This window comes from Asanoa sp. WMMD1127 (assembly GCF_029626225.1).
Lineage (GTDB): Bacteria > Actinomycetota > Actinomycetes > Mycobacteriales > Micromonosporaceae > Asanoa.
In genome coordinates this window covers 7,066,509-7,081,829 of the sequence record NZ_JARUBP010000001.1, presented here as the reverse complement: position 1 = coordinate 7,081,829, position 15,321 = coordinate 7,066,509, and the positions used below count along the sequence as shown (strand labels likewise).

Below are 15,321 nucleotides of genomic sequence, written 5' to 3'. Positions count from 1 at the left end.
CACCACCAACGCTAAACCCGTACCTGGGTACGGAATGCAAGCGCGGAGGTGTGTGATCGGCCAGCATTGCGAGACCACGACGGTCGGTGTGCTGTTGCGGCACGCGGGTCTGGAGCTGTCCGAGCCCATGCTGTTCGGGCTGGGGGAGGGGCTGGGCTTCGTCTACTGGGACGCCAAGGGCATGGCCGTCCCGTTCCTCGGCGGCCGCAGCAAGCCATTCGAGATCACGCGGACCGTGGCCGACCGGCTGGGGCTGCGGCTCGATGTGCGGGAGACCGCCTCACCGCGCAAGGCCTGGCAGGACGTGGTCACCGCGCTCGACGCCGGCCGTCCCGTGGGCCTGCAGCTCGACTCCTACCACCTCGACTACTTCACCACCAAGGTCCACTTCGGGGGACACACCGTCGCCATGCGGGGGTACGACGACACGCACGCCCACCTGGTCGACACGGACCAGCAGGGCGGCGCCGTCACCACCACGCTCGCCAGCCTCGCCCGCGCCCGCGCCGAGCGTGGGCCGATGACCGCCCGCCACCGCTCCTACACGATCGCCGGGCCGGCCGGGAAACCCGACCTCGGCGCGGCGGTCCGGGCGGCGATCACGAACAACGCGCGGACGTTCCTCCACCCGCCCATCGCCAACCTCGGCCACCGCGGCATCGCGAAGGCCGCCCGGCAGGTGCCGCGCTGGCTCGACCGCGCCACCGACCCGGACCGGGACCTCCCGCTCGCGGCCACGCTGATGGAACGCGGCGGCACCGGTGGCGCCCTCTTCCGCGCCATGTACCGCGACTTCCTCGCCGAGTGCGCGACCATTACAGACGACGACCAAATCCGTGAAGGCCATCGGCTGTTCGCCGAGATAGCTCCCATGTGGACAGAGGTGGCCGGACTCGTCGCGGCCGCCGGCGAGACCGGTGACCCGCGGCCGCTGGAGCGGGCCGGCGCGATCCTCGCCGACCTCGCCGCACGGGAACGGCACGCGATGGAGGTGCTGTCGTTTCCGTACAAGACCGCGCCGGCCGGCTCTTCCTAGCATGGGTCCAGCGCTCAGGTGACCACGAGGAGAGAACAGCAGATGCGTGACTTGGTCTACACCGGCTTCATGTCGCTCGACGGTGTCGTGGACTCGCCCGGCAGCGGGCCGGGGGAGGAGCACCGCAGCGGCGGCTGGGTCGTCAAGGACATCGAGTTCCTGCCGGAGGCGTTCGCGCTCAAGGGCGAGGAGCTCGCGGACACCACGGCGCTCCTGTTCGGCCGCCGCAGCTACGAGATCTTCGCCCCGGTCTGGCGCGACTCCGAGGACCACGCCGCCTACAAGGAGCTGCCCAAGTACGTGCTGTCGACCTCGCTGGCGGACGACGCGCTCGTCGACGGCTGGGGCCCGACCACGATCCTGCGCTCCACCGACGACGTCGCCAAGCTCAAGGAGGGCGAGGGCGGTGCGATCTTCATCCACGGCAGCGCGGAGCTGGCCCGGCGGCTGGCCGACGCGGGTCTCATCGACCGCTACAACCTGCTCGTCTACCCGGTGCTGCTGGGCGCGGGCAAGAGCATCTTCAGCACCGCCGACAAGGACAAGCAGCGGCTGAGCCTGCGGGAGTCGGCCGCCTACCCGAACGGCATCGTCAAGCTGATCTACGACGTGGTCGGCTGATCGAGCGCCAGCGAGATGGCCCCGCCGGCCCCCGCGCGGAGCTGGCGGGGCGTGCGCCCGACGAAGCGGCGCAGCGCCCGGATCAGGTGGGGCTCGTCGAAGAAGTCGAGCCCGTTGACCACGTCGGCGACCGGCGTGCCGGCCGCCAGCCGCGTCGAGGCGTCCCGGGCCCGTTCGATCTGTCGCACGGCGCCCTGGGTGAGCCCGACGGCGGCGCGGAACCGGCGCTCGACCGTGCGGGGCGACACCTCCGGCCGGTGCCCCCGGCGCACCTCGGCGACCAGCGGGTCGCGCACCACGACGCCGGCCCTGACGAGCCGTGCGACCAGGGCCTCGACGTCGTCGGGGCCCGGTGTCTCCCAGCGGACGCCGTCGAGCCAGAAGGCCCGGCGGGTGGCGTCGGGCAGCACCACGCCGCCGTCGACCAGATCCGGCGTCGGCAGGGCCCGCAGCGACGTGCCGATCGCGAAGTCGATGCCGAGGAAGGTCGCGCCCTCGGGCACGGGCGCGGTGCCGGCCCGGGTCTCCGGGCCGGTGATGCTGGCGTACGCCTTGCCGTCCTGCTCGTGGAACACCAGTCCCCAGCGCACCGCCGCTACCGAGGTCATCTCGGTCACGCGTCCGCTGGTGCAGGTCCAGACCTCATCGATCCACGGCGAGTCGGACCCGCGGTTCTCGAACCGCAGTGCCACCCGAGCAGGATACGGGCCGGCCCGGAGTCCGGGCCGGCCCGCCGTCGCGCTACGCGCTGCCCCCGGGTGATCCGCTGACCGTGGTGAGCACCGCCACGGCCTCGTACCCGATGCTGACGATGTCGCGCCGCCCGTCACCGTTGAGGTAGGCGACGGCGACGCCGTCCACGGCCCGCACGGTGTTGGTCACGGGCACCCGGCGGTAGACGCCGAGCGTGCCGTCCGCGAGCTGTGGCGTGACGCTCACCGTCTTCCACCCGGAGTGGGCCGCCACGACGTCGTTGCGGCCGTCGCCCGTCATGTCGCCGACCGCCAAGCTGGTGGCCCCGTCGTACGCCGGGACGACCGCCGGCCCGGTCGGCAACCCACCGGCCCGCCCCGCGAACACGTTGAGCCTGCTGTTGGAGATGTTGGCGTCGGTCGCCAGCACCAGGTCGGTGCGGCCGTCGCCGGTCACGTCGCCGACGGCCGCACCGCCGACCGGCCACCGGTAACCGTCGGCGTTCGGCGCCACCAGGTGGCTGGTGGCCGCCGCGAACGAGCCGCCCGTCAGCTGAGTCCGGACCCAGGCGCCCGCGCCGGTGACCTGGGCGACGTCGGGCCGACCGTCACCGTTGAAATCGGCCGCGAACACCTGCTGCCCCGGCACCGAACCGGCGTCGGGACCCGTCAGCGTCACCGGCGCGCCGAAGGCGCCGGAGGCGGTCTGCCGGTGAACGGCGACCGTGCCGGGCATGCGGGACACCACCAGGTCGGTGCGCCGATCGCCGTCCACATCGGACAGCGCGACGTCGGCCGCGGGGTGGCCGGCCGCAACCAGCGTCGGGTCGGTCAGCTGCCCGGCCCGCTGGTGGAACACGTCGACGCCGGCCGGCGTGGCCAGCGCCGCGTCGGTGCGGCCGTCGCCGTCGATGTCCCCGACGGCGACCCGCACGTCGAGTCCCCAGCCGCCGTGCGCGACGATCCGTCGCGGAGCGCCGTACCCCAGGTTCGGCTGCTGCGCGTAGACCAGGAGTGAACTGGTTTCCTCGTTGCTCGCCGCGCCGACACCGACCACGATGTCCGGCCGGCCGTCGCCGGTCACGTCGGCGGCCGCGACGCTGTCGGTGTGCGGTCCGGTGTCGAGATAGCGCAGTTGGTAGAAGGTGGCCGCGCTCGCCATGGCGGGTAACGCGGCGACGCCCGTCACCACGGCCGCGACCACCGCGGTCGCCCGCCATGCCCCGTAACGATTCACGTCGACTCCGATCGGTCGGTGACAAGATCGGGCCCGTACTAGCCCGAAACCGACCACGGAAAACTCCGCCGACGCCGGAACTCTCGCTATCAGAAGTACGGACGCGCCGCCCGCAGCGACTCGGCGGCCATCAGCAGGGCGGCGCCGAGCAGGACGCTGTCCTTGAGCAGGGCCTCGCCCAGCACCGACAGCTGCGGCGCGCCGTGCCCCTCCCGCCAGGCCTCCGGGGTGGTGACCAGGAAACTGAGCGTGCCGACCATCATGCCCGCCGCGCCGAGGCTGCCGAGTGCGGAGACGCGGGGCGCCAGGGGTCCGATGGCGATCAGCGCGCCCAGCGCCAGCTGCGAGGTCCCGACGAGCTTGCCGAGCCGCCGTGCGCCGAGCCTGGCCCGCAGCCGCGAGGTGAGGGGGCTGTTGGTGACGAGCGGCTCCGCGTTGGCGATCTCGTAGTCCTTGAACTTGAGCCCGCCGACCCACAGGAACACCGTGGCGAGGCCGTAGCGTGCGGCCACCGAGCCCAGGGCAGCGAGGTCGTCCTCCGGCGCGCGCATTTTCCCAGTATGGAGGCGCGCTACCGGCCCCGGGCGCGAATGAGCGCGATCACGGTGTCGGCGGTGTGGTCGAGGTGGGTGCGGCCGTCGGGCCGGGTCGCGGCCGGGCTGATGTAGCTGCGGGGGCCCACGTGGGTGGCCGGATCGAGCGGGACCGTGGTGATCTTCCCCGCCCGGTCGGCCCGGTTCCAGGGGCTCCGGCGCGAACAACGCCAACGCTGCGGGAAGAGCCAGGCGCCCAGCCGTTCGATCCGGTCATCGCGACTGGTGAGCCGCCAGAGGCGCTCGGCGTGGGTGAGGTCGTTGGCGCCGCTGTGGAAACCGCCGAGCGTGACCAGGGTGAGCGGGCAGCGCAGCCGGGCCCACAGCTCGCCGGCCGCGCCGGTGGCGACCTGCGCGCCGCCGCTGTAGCTGAGCAGCACGACCGGGATGCCGCTGCCGGGCTCGTAGCCGGCGAGGCGGAGCTGCCCGGCGATCTGGCCGCCGACCGCGCGGTTGTAGAGCGGGCGGTAGCGGCGGTCGGCCGCGATGAAGATCTGCATCACGTTGTGCAGGAACAGCAGCAGCCCGAACCGCCGGCGCAGCCAGGTCCACACTCGACTCTCGGACAGGGCGTACGCCAGCGGCGAGTACGGCTGCACCTGACCCAGCACCCGCAGCTCCGGCGCCCGCGCGATCAGCGCCTTGACCAGCCGGCCACCGTCGCGGGTGTCCCGGTGGTGGCGCTTACCGATGCCGTCCAGATAGACGAGGTACGCGTCCGGTGGCCGATCCGGGTCGGCCCCGCGCGCGTAGGGCATGCCCCTGGGCAGCGCCGTGCTGATCGTCCGCCAGCCGGTCGCATAGGTCAGCACCTCGTGGCGGGCCAGCAGCGCCTCGGCCACCAGCACCGGGCCGAGCCCGGCGAGCAGCAGCAGGAGAACCAGTTGGGTCATTTGACCGGCACCGGCGCGCTGTGGAGCCGTCGGGCCAGCCGGCGGACGCCCTCGACCGCGACGCCGAGCCCGACACCCGCGACGGCCACGCAGCCGGCCGCGGGCCACCAGCCGAGCCCGCTGCCGCCGGCCAGCGCGGTGGCGAGCCCGGCGCCCACGCCCGCACAGAGCGCCAGGTGCAGGACCGGCCCGAGCAGCGGGAACGCCAGCACGGCGGCGAGCAGCAGCGGAGCGACGAGGCCGGGTGTCCAGGCCAGCGGCACGCCGCCGGACGGCGCGGCGAGACCCGCGAGCGCCCACGCGAAGACCGGCCACAGCGCGAAGACCGCGCTCTCGACGGCCGCGCCGCCCAGGATCAGGCCGAACGCGCGTCGGCGGGAGACACCGGAGCCGGGGGCCACGACGGGCAGGAGCCGGCCGGCGGCCTCCGACAGGCCGGCGAGCAGGAGGAGCACGGCGACGGCGTACGACACGGGTCAGCCCCGCGCGTAACGCTCGAGCTCGTCGGCCGCCCGCCGGTAGCCGCCCGCCTCGATCTGGGCGGCGCGCAGCGTGGCCGCGGCACCCCGGAAGCGCGGCTCGTCGAGCAGCCGCCGGGCGAGGGCGCGCACCGACTCCGCGGTCACGTCCGCGGACCGCATCGTCAGGCCCGCGCCAAGCGTCGCCACCCGGGCAGCCACCAGCGGCTGGTCGGCGCCCTGCGGCACCACCAGCATCGGCACCCCGGCCTGCAGGGCCTCGTTGACGCTGTTCATGCCGCCGTGGGTGACGAACAGCGCGGCCCGGTCCAGCACCTCCGGCTGCGGCACGAACCGGCGGGCGACCACGTTGGCCGGCAGCGGGCCGAGCGCGGCGGGGTCGGTCTGTCCCGTCGCGACGACCACGCTGCCGCCCAACGGGGCGAGCGCGGTGGCGAAGGCGCGCAGCAGGTGCGGCGCCGCGTCGAACACCGTGCCCAGCGACGCGTAGAGCACCGGGTCCGCCAGCGCGCCGACGGGGAACGGGTCGCTGGGACGCGCGCCGATGCTGGGGCCCACGAAGCGGTACGACGCGTCGCAGTCCTCGACCCCGGGCTGGAACATCCGCGACGTGTAGACCAGGTTGAGCGGCTCGGGGATGTTGCCGAGGTCGAACAGCGGCAGCCCGCGCGTCCCGAACCGCCGGCGCAGCTCCCAGCGCGACCGCAGCACGTCCCGCTGGGCCCATCCCGCGCGGGTCGGGCTGCGTACCTCCCGGTTGAACGCGAACGTCGTGTAGGACGCCGCCGCCGGCACACCGAGCTCGCGGGCCGCGATCGCGCCCCAGGGACACGCGGCGTCGTGCACGACCACATCGGGGCGGATGGCGCGCAGGTCGGCGAGAACGGCCGGCAACACCCGGACCGTGGTGCTGGCGAGCCCGGCCAGCAACGTCGCCGGCGTGGGCGGGTCCGGCAGCGGCTGGTCGCCGCCCGGGTAGCGGCACACCGTCGCGCCGGCGGCGGCGATGCCCGCGCTGAACGCCGGCGAGGTGTGGTAGCTGACCGTGTGCCCGCGGCGCACGAGCTCGGCCACCACGGGCAGCGTCGGGTTGACCCGGCCGTGCATCGGGACGGTGAGGAACGCGTACGCGGTCATGTCGGTTCCGTGATCCCGCCGAGCGCGGCGAGCGTCGCGTCGTCCAGGGCGACGGCACCGGCGGCGAGGTTCGCCACGAGGTGGCCGGGGTCGCCGGTGCCGGGGATGAGCAGCACGTTGGGGGCGCGCCGGAGCAGCCAGGCGAGGCCGACCTGAGCCGGGGTGACCCGCAACCGTGCGGCGGCGTCCCGCACCACCGGGTCCTCGGTCACCTTCGGCAGGCCCGGCGCCGCCCCGCCCAGCGGATAGAACGGCACCCAGGCGATCCCCTCGGCGACGCAGAGCTCGAGTAGCTCCTCCTGGCCGCGGCTGAGCAGGCTGTAGGGGTTCTGCACGCAGGCGATGCCCGCCGGCGCCGCGCGGCGGAGGCCGTCGAGGTCCACGCCGCTCAACCCGATCGCGCCGACCTTGCCCTCGTCGCGCAGCGCCACCATGGTGGCCAGCTGGTCCTCGATGGACACGGCCTGCTCGCGCGGGACCGGGATCGCGGCGCCCACGTCGAAGCGCCGCAGGTTCACCACCGGGATCCGGTCGACGCCGAGGCCGCGGAGGTTCTCCTCGACGGTCGCCCGCAGCTCGGCCGGCCGTTGCGCCGGCCGCATCGGCGGGCCGCTCGCCGCGGGGTCGATGCCCGCCTTGCTGGCGACGACGACGTCGCCCGACCGCAGCACCTCGCGCAGCAGCCCGTTGACGAAGCCGTTCCCGTAGACCTGGGCGGTGTCGAAGTGGTCGACGCCGAGCTCGACCGCGCGGCGCAACAACGCGAGGGCCGAGCCCCGGTCGTCGCGCATCCGGGCCAGTTGCATCGTCCCGTAACCGATGCGGGCGACCGTCCGGCCGCCGAGGGTGCCAGGTCCGCCTGGGCGCAGGGTGTCCATTGTGCTTCCTCCAATGTGGTCAGCTCAGCGCGTCGACCAGCTCGACGATCGCGTCATGGTCCTCGGGCCGGTCCCCGAAGGCCCGCCGCAGAAGCAGCGCCTGATAGGCGCCGAGCAGATGGCCGGCCAGCCGGGTCGCGCGCGGGCCGGCCTCGGCGGGCGCGACGCCCTTGACCTGGATCAGCCAGGCCTCGCAGCTGACCCGGAACAGGTCCCGCATGCGGGCGATCGTGGCGGTCACGATGTCGCGGATGGCCGGGTCGGTGGTGGCCTCGCCCCAGGCCTGCAGCGCGACGGTCGCCTCGTCGGTCTCGAGCGCGCCGGCCAGGTGCGCGATCACCTCCGCCGGGCTCGGCGGCCGGGGGCCGGCGGCGTACGCGATCACGGTCGCGGCCCGCCGGTCGAGCACTTCCTGGACGACGGCCTGGATGATCTCCGCCTTGCCGCCGAAGTGGGCGTAGATCGAGCCGGCCGACAGCCCGGACTCCGCGGTGATGTCGGCGACCGAGGTGCGCTCCAGCCCGGTGCGGACGAAGCACCGCCGCGCCGCTCCCACGATCTGCTCCCGCCGCAGCTCCTTGCGGGCGTCGGTCAGCTTCGGCACGGCCACCGCCTCCAAACAGAATGACTGCTTCGTTTGACTGGCCTCCAGCGTACAAACGAAATAGTCGTTTTGTTTAGTGCGGATGATCACAGGGCCGCCGTCGCGAGAGAGACTGGCCAGATGTGGGGCCGGCGGTCCGCGGTTCTCTACGGCGGCCTGTGCCTGGCGGCCGTGCCCTACGCCGTCGGGCTGATGACCGCCGCGGTCGCCGTGATCGGCGTGACGTCGACGGGCGCCATCCTCGCGGGCGTCCGGCACTATCGGCCGCGCCGGCGGCGCTCGTGGCAGGCGCTGGCCGTCGCGGTGTTCCTCAACGCGCTCGCCCGGGTCGTCTACGACACGCTCCCCGGCCAGCTCGGCGAGAAACCGCAGACATGGATCGTCTGGTTGATCCATCTCGCGATGGTGGCGTTCTTCGTGGTCGGCATACTCGGCCTGGCCCGGCCGACCGGCCTGCGCACGGTGACCGTGGTCGTGGACACCCTGATCATCCTGTTGGGTGCGGGGCTGCTGTTCGGCATCCTCGTCGGCGTTCCCTATGCGACCCACAACGACGTCAGCGGCATCTGGGCCGCCGCGCGGATCGGCTACGTCGCCCGGGACGTGCTGTTCATCGCCGTCACCGTGCACCTCATGACGATCAGCAGATGGCACCCGTCGCTGGCCCTGCTCGCCTCGGGTCCGGTCGGCCTGGTCGCCTACGACGTGCTCTTCCGCCTTGGTCGCATCCGCGGCGAGTGGCTGGCCCAGAGCCCGATCGTGCTGGCCTGGCTGTGGTTCTTCGTCGCCGTCGGCGCGGCCGCCCTGGTGCCCTCGATGCGCGCGTTCGACGGCGCCGCGAAGGTCAAGGAGGCGGACCGCGATCCCCGGGTCCGGCTGGGCCTGGTCGCCCTCCTCGCCCTGCTGCCGTCCGCCCTGCTGCGGACCAGCGCGCTCGACTCGCCGAACTGGGTGCGTCCCGTGCTCGCCGCCGTGTCGACCGTGATCCTCGCGCTCGCCCTGTTCCGGCTCTTCGACGTGACCTACCAGCTGCGGCGGCAGGTCGCCCGGGAGCGGATCGCGCGGCGGGCGACGGCCGACCTCGCCGACGCGCACGACGAGGAGGACGTGACCGCCGCGACGCAGCGGGCCGCCGGTGACTTCGTGGGCGAGCCGGTCCAGGTGACGGTCGGGGAGGACGTGCCGGACCTGACGTCGACGGACGGGGTCGTGCTGGTCCGGGGCGGCGAGGACGACGCGCGGGTGGCCGTCTCGATCAGTGGCGACCCCGACCGCCTCAAGCGGGTGCGTGCGCCGCTGGCATCACTCGCGCGGCAGGCGACGGTGGCCCTGGAGCGGATCCAGCTCAACGAGTCGGTGATCAAGTACGCGAGCGAGAGCTACTTCCGCACGCTCGTGCAGAACACCACCGACGTGATCATGATCGTCGACGAGGACACCGTCATCCGGTACGCCAGCCCGTCGTCGTTCGGCGTCTTCGGCGGCGGGGTCGCGCCGGCCGTCGAGGTCACCGACCTGCTCGCGCCCGAGGACCGGGCCGACGCCCTCGACCTCTGCGAGCGGGCCTGCGCCGGGGCCGCCGACGTGGAGGTGCGGGCCCGGCACGACTGGACGATCCCGGCGCCCGACGGCCAGGTGTCCCACCTCGCGGCGACCTGTCGGGACCTGCGGGAAGAGCCGTCGATCGGCGGGCTCGTGCTGACGTTGCGCAACGTCACCGCGCAGCGCTCGCTCGAGCGCGAGCTCACCCGGCAGGCGCACTACGACCCGCTGACCGGGCTGAGCAAGCGCCTGCCGTTCAGCGAGCGGCTGGAGTCGCTCGTGCGCCGGGTGCGCGGCGCCGGCGAGCTCGGCGCGGTCTTCTTCCTCGACCTCGACGACCTCAAGATGATCAACGACGGGTACGGCCACAACATCGGCGACGCCATCCTCCGCGTGGTCGGCCAGCGGCTCGGTGACTTCACCACCGCGATGCGGCCCGGGCTGGAATGCATGTCGGCCCGGATCGGCGGCGACGAGTTCGCCGTGCTCGTGGGCGGCGACACCAACGAGTCGGAGCTGGGGCTGGCCGCCGACCAGCTGGTGCAGTCGCTCGCCCGGCCGATCCCGGTCGACGGCCAGGAGGTCCTCTGCGCGGCCAGCCTCGGGCTGGCCACCACCGACGACGCCGCGACCGGGGTCGACCTGCTCCGGGACGCCGACATCGCGCTCTACGCGGCGAAGAGCGCCGGGAAGGGCCAGTGGCGCCGGTTCCACCAGTCCATGCACGACTCGCTGGCGGCGCGGATGGAGCTGCGGACGGCGCTCGACCGGGCGCTGCGCGGCAACGAGCTGCACCTGGAATACCAGCCGATCGTCACGCTGACCGACCAGGCCATCGTCGGCTACGAGGCGCTGGTGCGGTGGCGGCATCCGCACCGCGGGCTCGTGTCGCCGGCGCAGTTCATCGAGGTGGCGGAGGAGTCGGGGCTCGTACACCGGATGGGTGAGTTCGTCCTCGACACCGCGTTCCGGTTCGCCAGCGGCTGGGGCGCCAACGGGCGACCGGCGCCCTATCTCGCGGTGAACGTCTCCGGCCACCAGCTCGTCAAGCCCGGCTTCGTCGACCTGTTGCGCGCCAAGCTGACGGCGCACGGCATGCCCGCCGACCGCGTGGTCGTCGAGATCACGGAGAGCACGTTCCTGCGCGAGGGCGGTGTCGTCTGGGACGACCTGATGCGGCTGCGCCGGGCCGGCATCCGGGTCGCCGTCGACGACTTCGGCACGGGCTACTCGGCGTTGAGCCACCTCATCGACATCCCGCTCGACATCGTGAAGCTGGACCGCTCGTTCATCAGCTCGATCGTGACGTCGGACAAGCGCCAGCAACTCGTCCGCGGCATCGTCGATCTCACCCGCATCCTCAACCTGAGCGTGGTGGCCGAGGGCATCGAGACCACCGACGAGTCGCTGGCCGTGGCCACCAGCGGTTGCGGCTACGGCCAGGGGTTCCTGTTCGGCCGCCCGATGCCGCCCGAGGACGTCACCAAGCAGCTGCGGGCCTGATCCCCTCCGGCGGTCAGGCGTATGCTGCCGCTGCGTGAACCTGCGCTACGGCATGAACCCCCACCAGCGACCCGCCGCCCTCACCGCGATCGACCCCGACCGGTCGCCGTTCCGGTTCGTGCACGGCGAACCGTCCTACATCAACGTTCTCGACGCCGCCGCGGGCTGGGAACTGGTCCGCGCGCTGGGCCGGCCCGCGGCGGCCTCGTTCAAGCACGTCTCGCCGGCCGGCGCGGCGGTCGCCGGACCGATCGACGCGGTGCAGGCCAACACGTACGGGCTGGACCCGGCCGCGACCGGGCCACTGACCCGCGCGTACGTCCGGGCCCGGGATGCCGATCCCAAGAGCTCCTACGGCGACTTCGTCGCGGTGTCGGAGCCGGTCGACGCGGAGCTCGCCGACCTGCTCCGGCGGGTGGTCTCCGACGGCATCGTGGCGCCCGGCTACGCGCCGGGGGTCGTCGCTACCCTGTCGGCGAAGAAGGGCGGCCGGTTCCTGGTCGTCGAGGCCGACCCCGGCTTCGTGCCGCCACCGGTCGAGACCCGCGAGGTGTACGGCCTGCGGCTGACCCAACCGCGCGACGAGGCGCCGCTGACGGTGACCGACCCGGCGCTGCCGGACGCCGCCGTCGAGGACCTGCGGCTCGGGCTCGTCATCGCCCGGCACACCCAGTCGAACTCGGTCGCGTACGTCCGCGGTGGCATGGCCCTGGGCGTCGGCGCGGGCCAGCAGTCCCGGGTCGACTGCACGCGGCTGGCCGGCGCCAAGGTCGACACCTGGTGGCTGCGGCGCCATCCCGCCCTGTCCGGGTTGGCCGAGGGCGGGCGGGTCCAGGAGGTGGTCGCGCGCCAGATCCGGGCCACGGCCGCGCTGTCCGCGGTGGAGCGGGCCGACTGGCTGCGCGGGCTGGACGGCGTCGCGTTCGTGTCGGACGGCGCGCTGCCGTTCGCGGACAACGTCGACGAGGCGGCCCGGCACGGCGTGCGGCACATCGCGGAGCCGGGCGACTCCGTCCGCGCCGCCGAGGTCGCCGCCCGCGCGGCCGCACACGGCATCACCCTCACCCGCACCGGCGTCCGCCTCTTCCGCCACTGACCCGTCGGCTCCCGGTTGCCGATCGTTGGTCGATCCGTCGATCCTGGTCGATAGACATGATCGCGTTGTCGGACGAAGGGATCTCCATGACGCAATCGACCCGATGGACGGCGCGGGCGGCGGCCGCCTGCGCCGGCGTGGTCGCGGTGGTGGCCGGTCTGTTGCCCGCGGCGCCGGCCGCGGCGGCCACGGTGACGTTCAAGGCCGCCACGCTCAACATCTACTATGGACTCACACAGGCCCAGTTTCTCCAGGACCTCAACCTGGTCGCGTCGAAGGCGGACCTGGTCGGGCTCAACGAGGTCGGCAACCGCAAAGCGGCGCTGGAGAGCTGGGCGGCTGCCAACGGGTGGTGGTGGTACGCGCCGGGCGGCACCAACCAGGCCGGTGAGGCGCTGATCGCCCGCAAGAGCACGTTCGACGTGCTCGACCAGGGCTCCGACTTCGTGTGCGACACCAACGGCCCCGGTGAGGTGCCGCCGGCCCGTTACAACAACTGGGTCAAGTACCGGCACAAGGCGAGTGGGCGCAACGTCATCCAGATCAACGCGCACGCCAACGCCAGCATCGAGGACAACGGCCGGCCGCAGGACCTGCCGCGCACCCGGTGTGCCGAGCAGCAGTTCCAGGCCATCAAGGATTTGGCGGTGGCCAAGCAGGCCGAGGGTCAGGTGATCGTCAGCGGTGACCTCAACATCGACTTCAGCGCGGACCGGGCGTACGGCTATGCGAAGTTCCCGTGGCAGGTCTTCGAGGCCAACGAGCTGCCGAACCTGCGCTCCACCTACAACCTCTACGGCGAGAAGGGCGCCGGGACGCACGGCAACCGGCACATCGACTACGTCTACTTCTGGAAGCGGCTGCCGGCGTACCAGGTCATGTGGATGACCGGCTACGACATCGTGACGGGGACGAACTCCGACCACAACGGCGTCGTCGCCACCTTCTCGATGGACTCCTAGCAGAACCAGCCGTCCTGCACCCAACCGCGGCGGTTGATGTGGCCGTAGGCGAAGCCGTAGACGTAGCCGCCGCTGCGTGGCCCCTCTACCAGGAAGGTCTGCCCCTGGTAGAGGGTGCCCATCCAGGCGCCGTTGGGCGTGGTGCGGACGAACAGGTCCTGGGCGCAGACGGTCTCCCGCACGCCGATCGTGCCGTTGTCGGCCCGGGCCGGCGCGGCGGTCAACGCGACCGCGGCCGCCGCGGCGAGGACCACGGCGCCGAGTCTCCTCACCATGAGTCGTAGCCCCCGATGCACTCGATCCGCAGGTAGCCCCAGTCGTTGGGCCCGAAGTCGAAGGTGGCCGCCCAGCCGTTGTAGACGGGGTGTGCGCCGGGCGTGTGGCCGACCTTGTTCCCGTAGGCGAGAACCCGCTTGAGGCCGACGGGGCCGCCGGCCGAGTCGTAGTTGGCGTAGAAGCTCGCGGACTGGCAGACGTTGACGGCGTGCCTGGGCACCACCGGGTCGGCATGGGCGGGGGCCGCGGCGGCGAGCGCGAGCACGCTCCCGGCGGCGACGGCGATCACGGTACGCACCGATGCTCCTTCGTGGGAAGATCGACGACAACGCTCCATACATTATCGACGATCGATGTCCTGCGCATCTCGGGGCCGTGTCACACAACGGTGGGCTGCCCGGTCTCAGCTGGTGACGACAAGGAGGTCCGCGTGCGTACCATTCTGGTGGTCGGCGGCGGCTACGCCGGCTTCTACACGGCCTGGAAGCTGGAGAAGAAGCTCCGGCGCGACGAGGCGCGGGTCGTGCTGGTCGACCCCCGGCCCTACATGACCTACCAGCCGTTCCTCCCCGAGGTGCTCGCCGGATCCGTCGAGGCCCGGCACGCCGCCGTGTCGCAGCGCCGGCACCTGCGCCGCACGAAGATCATCTCGGGGTCGGTCGTGGCGGTCGACCACGCGCGCAAGACGGTCACGGTGCGGCCGACCGAAGGCCCCGAGTTCGACCTGGCGTACGACATCATCGCCGTCACGGCCGGCGCGGTGACCCGCAAGCTGGCCATTCCCGGCGTGGCCGAGCAGGCGATCGGGATGAAGCACGTCGAGGAGGCCGTGGCGATCCGCGACCGGCTGCTGACCAACTTCGACCGGGCGTCGACGCTGCCACCCGGGGCGCTCCGTGACCGGCTGTTGACCGCGACGTTCGTGGGCGGCGGGTTCTCCGGCGTCGAGGGGTTCGGCGAGCTGCTGTCGCTGGCGACGGCGCTGACCCGCGCGTACCCCGAGATCGCTCCGGCCGATCTGCGCTTCCACCTGGTGGAGGCGCGCGACCGGATCCTGCCGGAGGTCACCGACGAGCCGGGCCGGTGGGTCGTGCGGTCGCTGGAGAAGCGCGGCGCCCGGGTGCACCTCAACGCCCAGCTGATGTCGGCGGTCGACGGCCACGTGGTGCTCTCCAACGGCGAGGAGTTCGACTCCGACCTGATCGTCTGGACGGTCGGCAACGCCGCCAACCCGATGGTGCGCAGCCACACCGACCTGCCGATCGACGCCCAGGGGCGGCTGATGGTGCGGGCCGACCTGCGGGTGGGCACCGATGCCGAACCGGTGCCCGACGCCTGGGGCGCCGGCGACGACGCGGCCGTGCCGGACCTGGCCGTGCCGGGCGCCGCGACCGTGCCGAACGCCCAGCACGCGGTCCGGCAGGGCAAACTGCTGGCGGCCAACATCGTGGCCAGCATCCGGGGCGGCAAGGTCAAGCCCTACCTGCACCACAGCCTGGGTACGGTCGCGACGCTGGGCCTGGGTCGCGGGATCTTCCAGTACCGGCGCATCGTGATCAAGGGACTGCCGGCGTGGCTGATGCATCGCGGCTACCACGTGCTGGCGGTGCCGAGCTGGGAGCGCAAGATCCGGGTGCTGGCGGTCTGGCTGACCGCGGTCGTGTTCGGCCGCGACATCGTGTCACTGGCCTCGGTGCAGGACCCGCGCCGCGCGTTCGTCACCGGTGACGAGATCGCGTCGAGATGACCGGGCCGCAAGAATCGTCAAGCCT

General features: G+C 72.9%; 16 protein-coding genes. 6 read left to right on the top strand and 10 right to left on the bottom strand.

Going from position 1 to position 15,321, the window contains the following annotated elements; translation table 11 throughout:
- Window positions 1-52: 52 nt before the first annotated feature.
- Complete coding sequence (locus O7635_RS33885) at window positions 53-1,036, top strand: BtrH N-terminal domain-containing protein (protein WP_278084565.1); 984 nt, start codon at window positions 53-55, stop codon at window positions 1,034-1,036.
- Window positions 1,037-1,078: 42 nt separating this feature from the next.
- Window positions 1,079-1,657, top strand: a complete 579-nt coding sequence (locus O7635_RS33880) for a dihydrofolate reductase family protein (RefSeq protein ID WP_278084564.1) — start codon at window positions 1,079-1,081, stop codon at window positions 1,655-1,657.
- Here O7635_RS33880 and O7635_RS33875 read toward each other — a convergent pair.
- The 8 genes from O7635_RS33875 to O7635_RS33840 all read right to left on the bottom strand — a co-directional run bounded on the left by O7635_RS33875 (window position 1,639) and on the right by O7635_RS33840 (window position 8,170).
- Complete coding sequence (locus tag O7635_RS33875) at window positions 1,639-2,349, bottom strand: helix-turn-helix domain-containing protein (RefSeq protein ID WP_278084563.1); 711 nt, start codon at window positions 2,347-2,349, stop codon at window positions 1,639-1,641. The genes O7635_RS33880 and O7635_RS33875 overlap by 19 nt on opposite strands.
- 49 nt (window positions 2,350-2,398) lie before the next feature.
- Window positions 2,399-3,586: a VCBS repeat-containing protein gene (locus tag O7635_RS33870; protein WP_278084562.1), complete on the bottom strand. Its 1,188-nt coding sequence runs from the start codon at window positions 3,584-3,586 to the stop codon at window positions 2,399-2,401.
- Window positions 3,587-3,675: 89 nt separating this feature from the next.
- Entirely contained in the window at window positions 3,676-4,137 is a 462-nt protein-coding gene (locus tag O7635_RS33865; RefSeq protein ID WP_278084561.1) for a DUF417 family protein, read from the bottom strand.
- A gap of 20 nt (window positions 4,138-4,157) precedes the next feature.
- Window positions 4,158-5,072, bottom strand: coding sequence for a hypothetical protein (locus O7635_RS33860; protein ID WP_278084560.1), 915 nt, complete (start codon window positions 5,070-5,072; stop codon window positions 4,158-4,160).
- Window positions 5,069-5,545, bottom strand: coding sequence for a hypothetical protein (locus tag O7635_RS33855; RefSeq protein WP_278084559.1), 477 nt, complete (start codon window positions 5,543-5,545; stop codon window positions 5,069-5,071). Before O7635_RS33855 ends, O7635_RS33860 begins: the two co-directional genes overlap by 4 nt.
- A 3-nt stretch (window positions 5,546-5,548) precedes the next feature.
- The gene (locus O7635_RS33850) at window positions 5,549-6,688 is read right to left on the bottom strand and encodes a macrolide family glycosyltransferase (protein WP_278084558.1); all 1,140 of its coding nucleotides are present in this window, start codon (window positions 6,686-6,688) and stop codon (window positions 5,549-5,551) included.
- On the bottom strand, window positions 6,685-7,566 hold the full coding sequence (locus O7635_RS33845; protein ID WP_278084557.1) for an aldo/keto reductase: 882 nt from the start codon (window positions 7,564-7,566) through the stop codon (window positions 6,685-6,687). The genes O7635_RS33850 and O7635_RS33845 overlap by 4 nt, the downstream gene beginning before the upstream one ends.
- Window positions 7,567-7,585: 19 nt before the next feature.
- Window positions 7,586-8,170 (bottom strand): TetR/AcrR family transcriptional regulator, encoded by a 585-nt coding sequence (locus tag O7635_RS33840; protein ID WP_278084556.1) that lies wholly within the window; start codon window positions 8,168-8,170, stop codon window positions 7,586-7,588.
- A 120-nt stretch (window positions 8,171-8,290) separates the two neighbouring features.
- Between O7635_RS33840 and O7635_RS33835 the strand changes: the two genes are divergently transcribed.
- The 3 genes from O7635_RS33835 (at window position 8,291) to O7635_RS33825 (ending at window position 13,273) form a co-directional block, all read left to right on the top strand.
- The gene (locus O7635_RS33835) at window positions 8,291-11,215 is read left to right on the top strand and encodes an EAL domain-containing protein (RefSeq protein ID WP_278084555.1); all 2,925 of its coding nucleotides are present in this window, start codon (window positions 8,291-8,293) and stop codon (window positions 11,213-11,215) included.
- A gap of 34 nt (window positions 11,216-11,249) precedes the next feature.
- Window positions 11,250-12,311, top strand: a complete 1,062-nt coding sequence (locus O7635_RS33830) for a hypothetical protein (protein ID WP_278084554.1) — start codon at window positions 11,250-11,252, stop codon at window positions 12,309-12,311.
- 86 nt (window positions 12,312-12,397) lie between these two features.
- Complete coding sequence (locus O7635_RS33825) at window positions 12,398-13,273, top strand: endonuclease/exonuclease/phosphatase family protein (RefSeq protein WP_278084553.1); 876 nt, start codon at window positions 12,398-12,400, stop codon at window positions 13,271-13,273.
- Here the strand turns inward: O7635_RS33825 and O7635_RS33820 are convergent.
- Together O7635_RS33820 and O7635_RS33815 are read right to left on the bottom strand one after the other, a co-directional pair.
- On the bottom strand, window positions 13,270-13,548 hold the full coding sequence (locus tag O7635_RS33820; RefSeq protein WP_278084552.1) for a hypothetical protein: 279 nt from the start codon (window positions 13,546-13,548) through the stop codon (window positions 13,270-13,272). The genes O7635_RS33825 and O7635_RS33820 overlap by 4 nt on opposite strands.
- Window positions 13,542-13,847 carry a hypothetical protein gene (locus O7635_RS33815; protein WP_278084551.1) on the bottom strand — a complete coding sequence of 102 codons (306 nt, stop codon included), beginning with the start codon at window positions 13,845-13,847 and terminating at the stop codon, window positions 13,542-13,544. Before O7635_RS33815 ends, O7635_RS33820 begins: the two co-directional genes overlap by 7 nt.
- Before the next feature lie 132 nt (window positions 13,848-13,979).
- On the opposite strand from O7635_RS33815, the gene O7635_RS33810 reads away from it, so the two are divergent.
- Window positions 13,980-15,296, top strand: coding sequence for an NAD(P)/FAD-dependent oxidoreductase (locus O7635_RS33810; RefSeq protein ID WP_278084550.1), 1,317 nt, complete (start codon window positions 13,980-13,982; stop codon window positions 15,294-15,296).
- Window positions 15,297-15,321: the final 25 nt, after the last annotated feature.

What these genes read in the sequence shown, in the direction of transcription:
- O7635_RS33835 (WP_278084555.1), top strand. Translation starts at nt 8,291, where the DNA reads ATGTGGGGCCGGCGGTCCGCGGTTCTCTACGGCGGCCTGTGCCTGGCG.
- O7635_RS33825 (WP_278084553.1), top strand. Translation starts at nt 12,398, where the DNA reads ATGACGCAATCGACCCGATGGACGGCGCGGGCGGCGGCCGCCTGCGCC.
- O7635_RS33860 (WP_278084560.1), bottom strand. Translation starts at nt 5,072, where the DNA reads ATGACCCAACTGGTTCTCCTGCTGCTGCTCGCCGGGCTCGGCCCGGTG.
- O7635_RS33850 (WP_278084558.1), bottom strand. Translation starts at nt 6,688, where the DNA reads ATGACCGCGTACGCGTTCCTCACCGTCCCGATGCACGGCCGGGTCAAC.
- O7635_RS33865 (WP_278084561.1), bottom strand. Translation starts at nt 4,137, where the DNA reads ATGCGCGCGCCGGAGGACGACCTCGCTGCCCTGGGCTCGGTGGCCGCA.
- O7635_RS33845 (WP_278084557.1), bottom strand. Translation starts at nt 7,566, where the DNA reads ATGGACACCCTGCGCCCAGGCGGACCTGGCACCCTCGGCGGCCGGACG.
- O7635_RS33820 (WP_278084552.1), bottom strand. Translation starts at nt 13,548, where the DNA reads ATGGTGAGGAGACTCGGCGCCGTGGTCCTCGCCGCGGCGGCCGCGGTC.
- O7635_RS33880 (WP_278084564.1), top strand. Translation starts at nt 1,079, where the DNA reads ATGCGTGACTTGGTCTACACCGGCTTCATGTCGCTCGACGGTGTCGTG.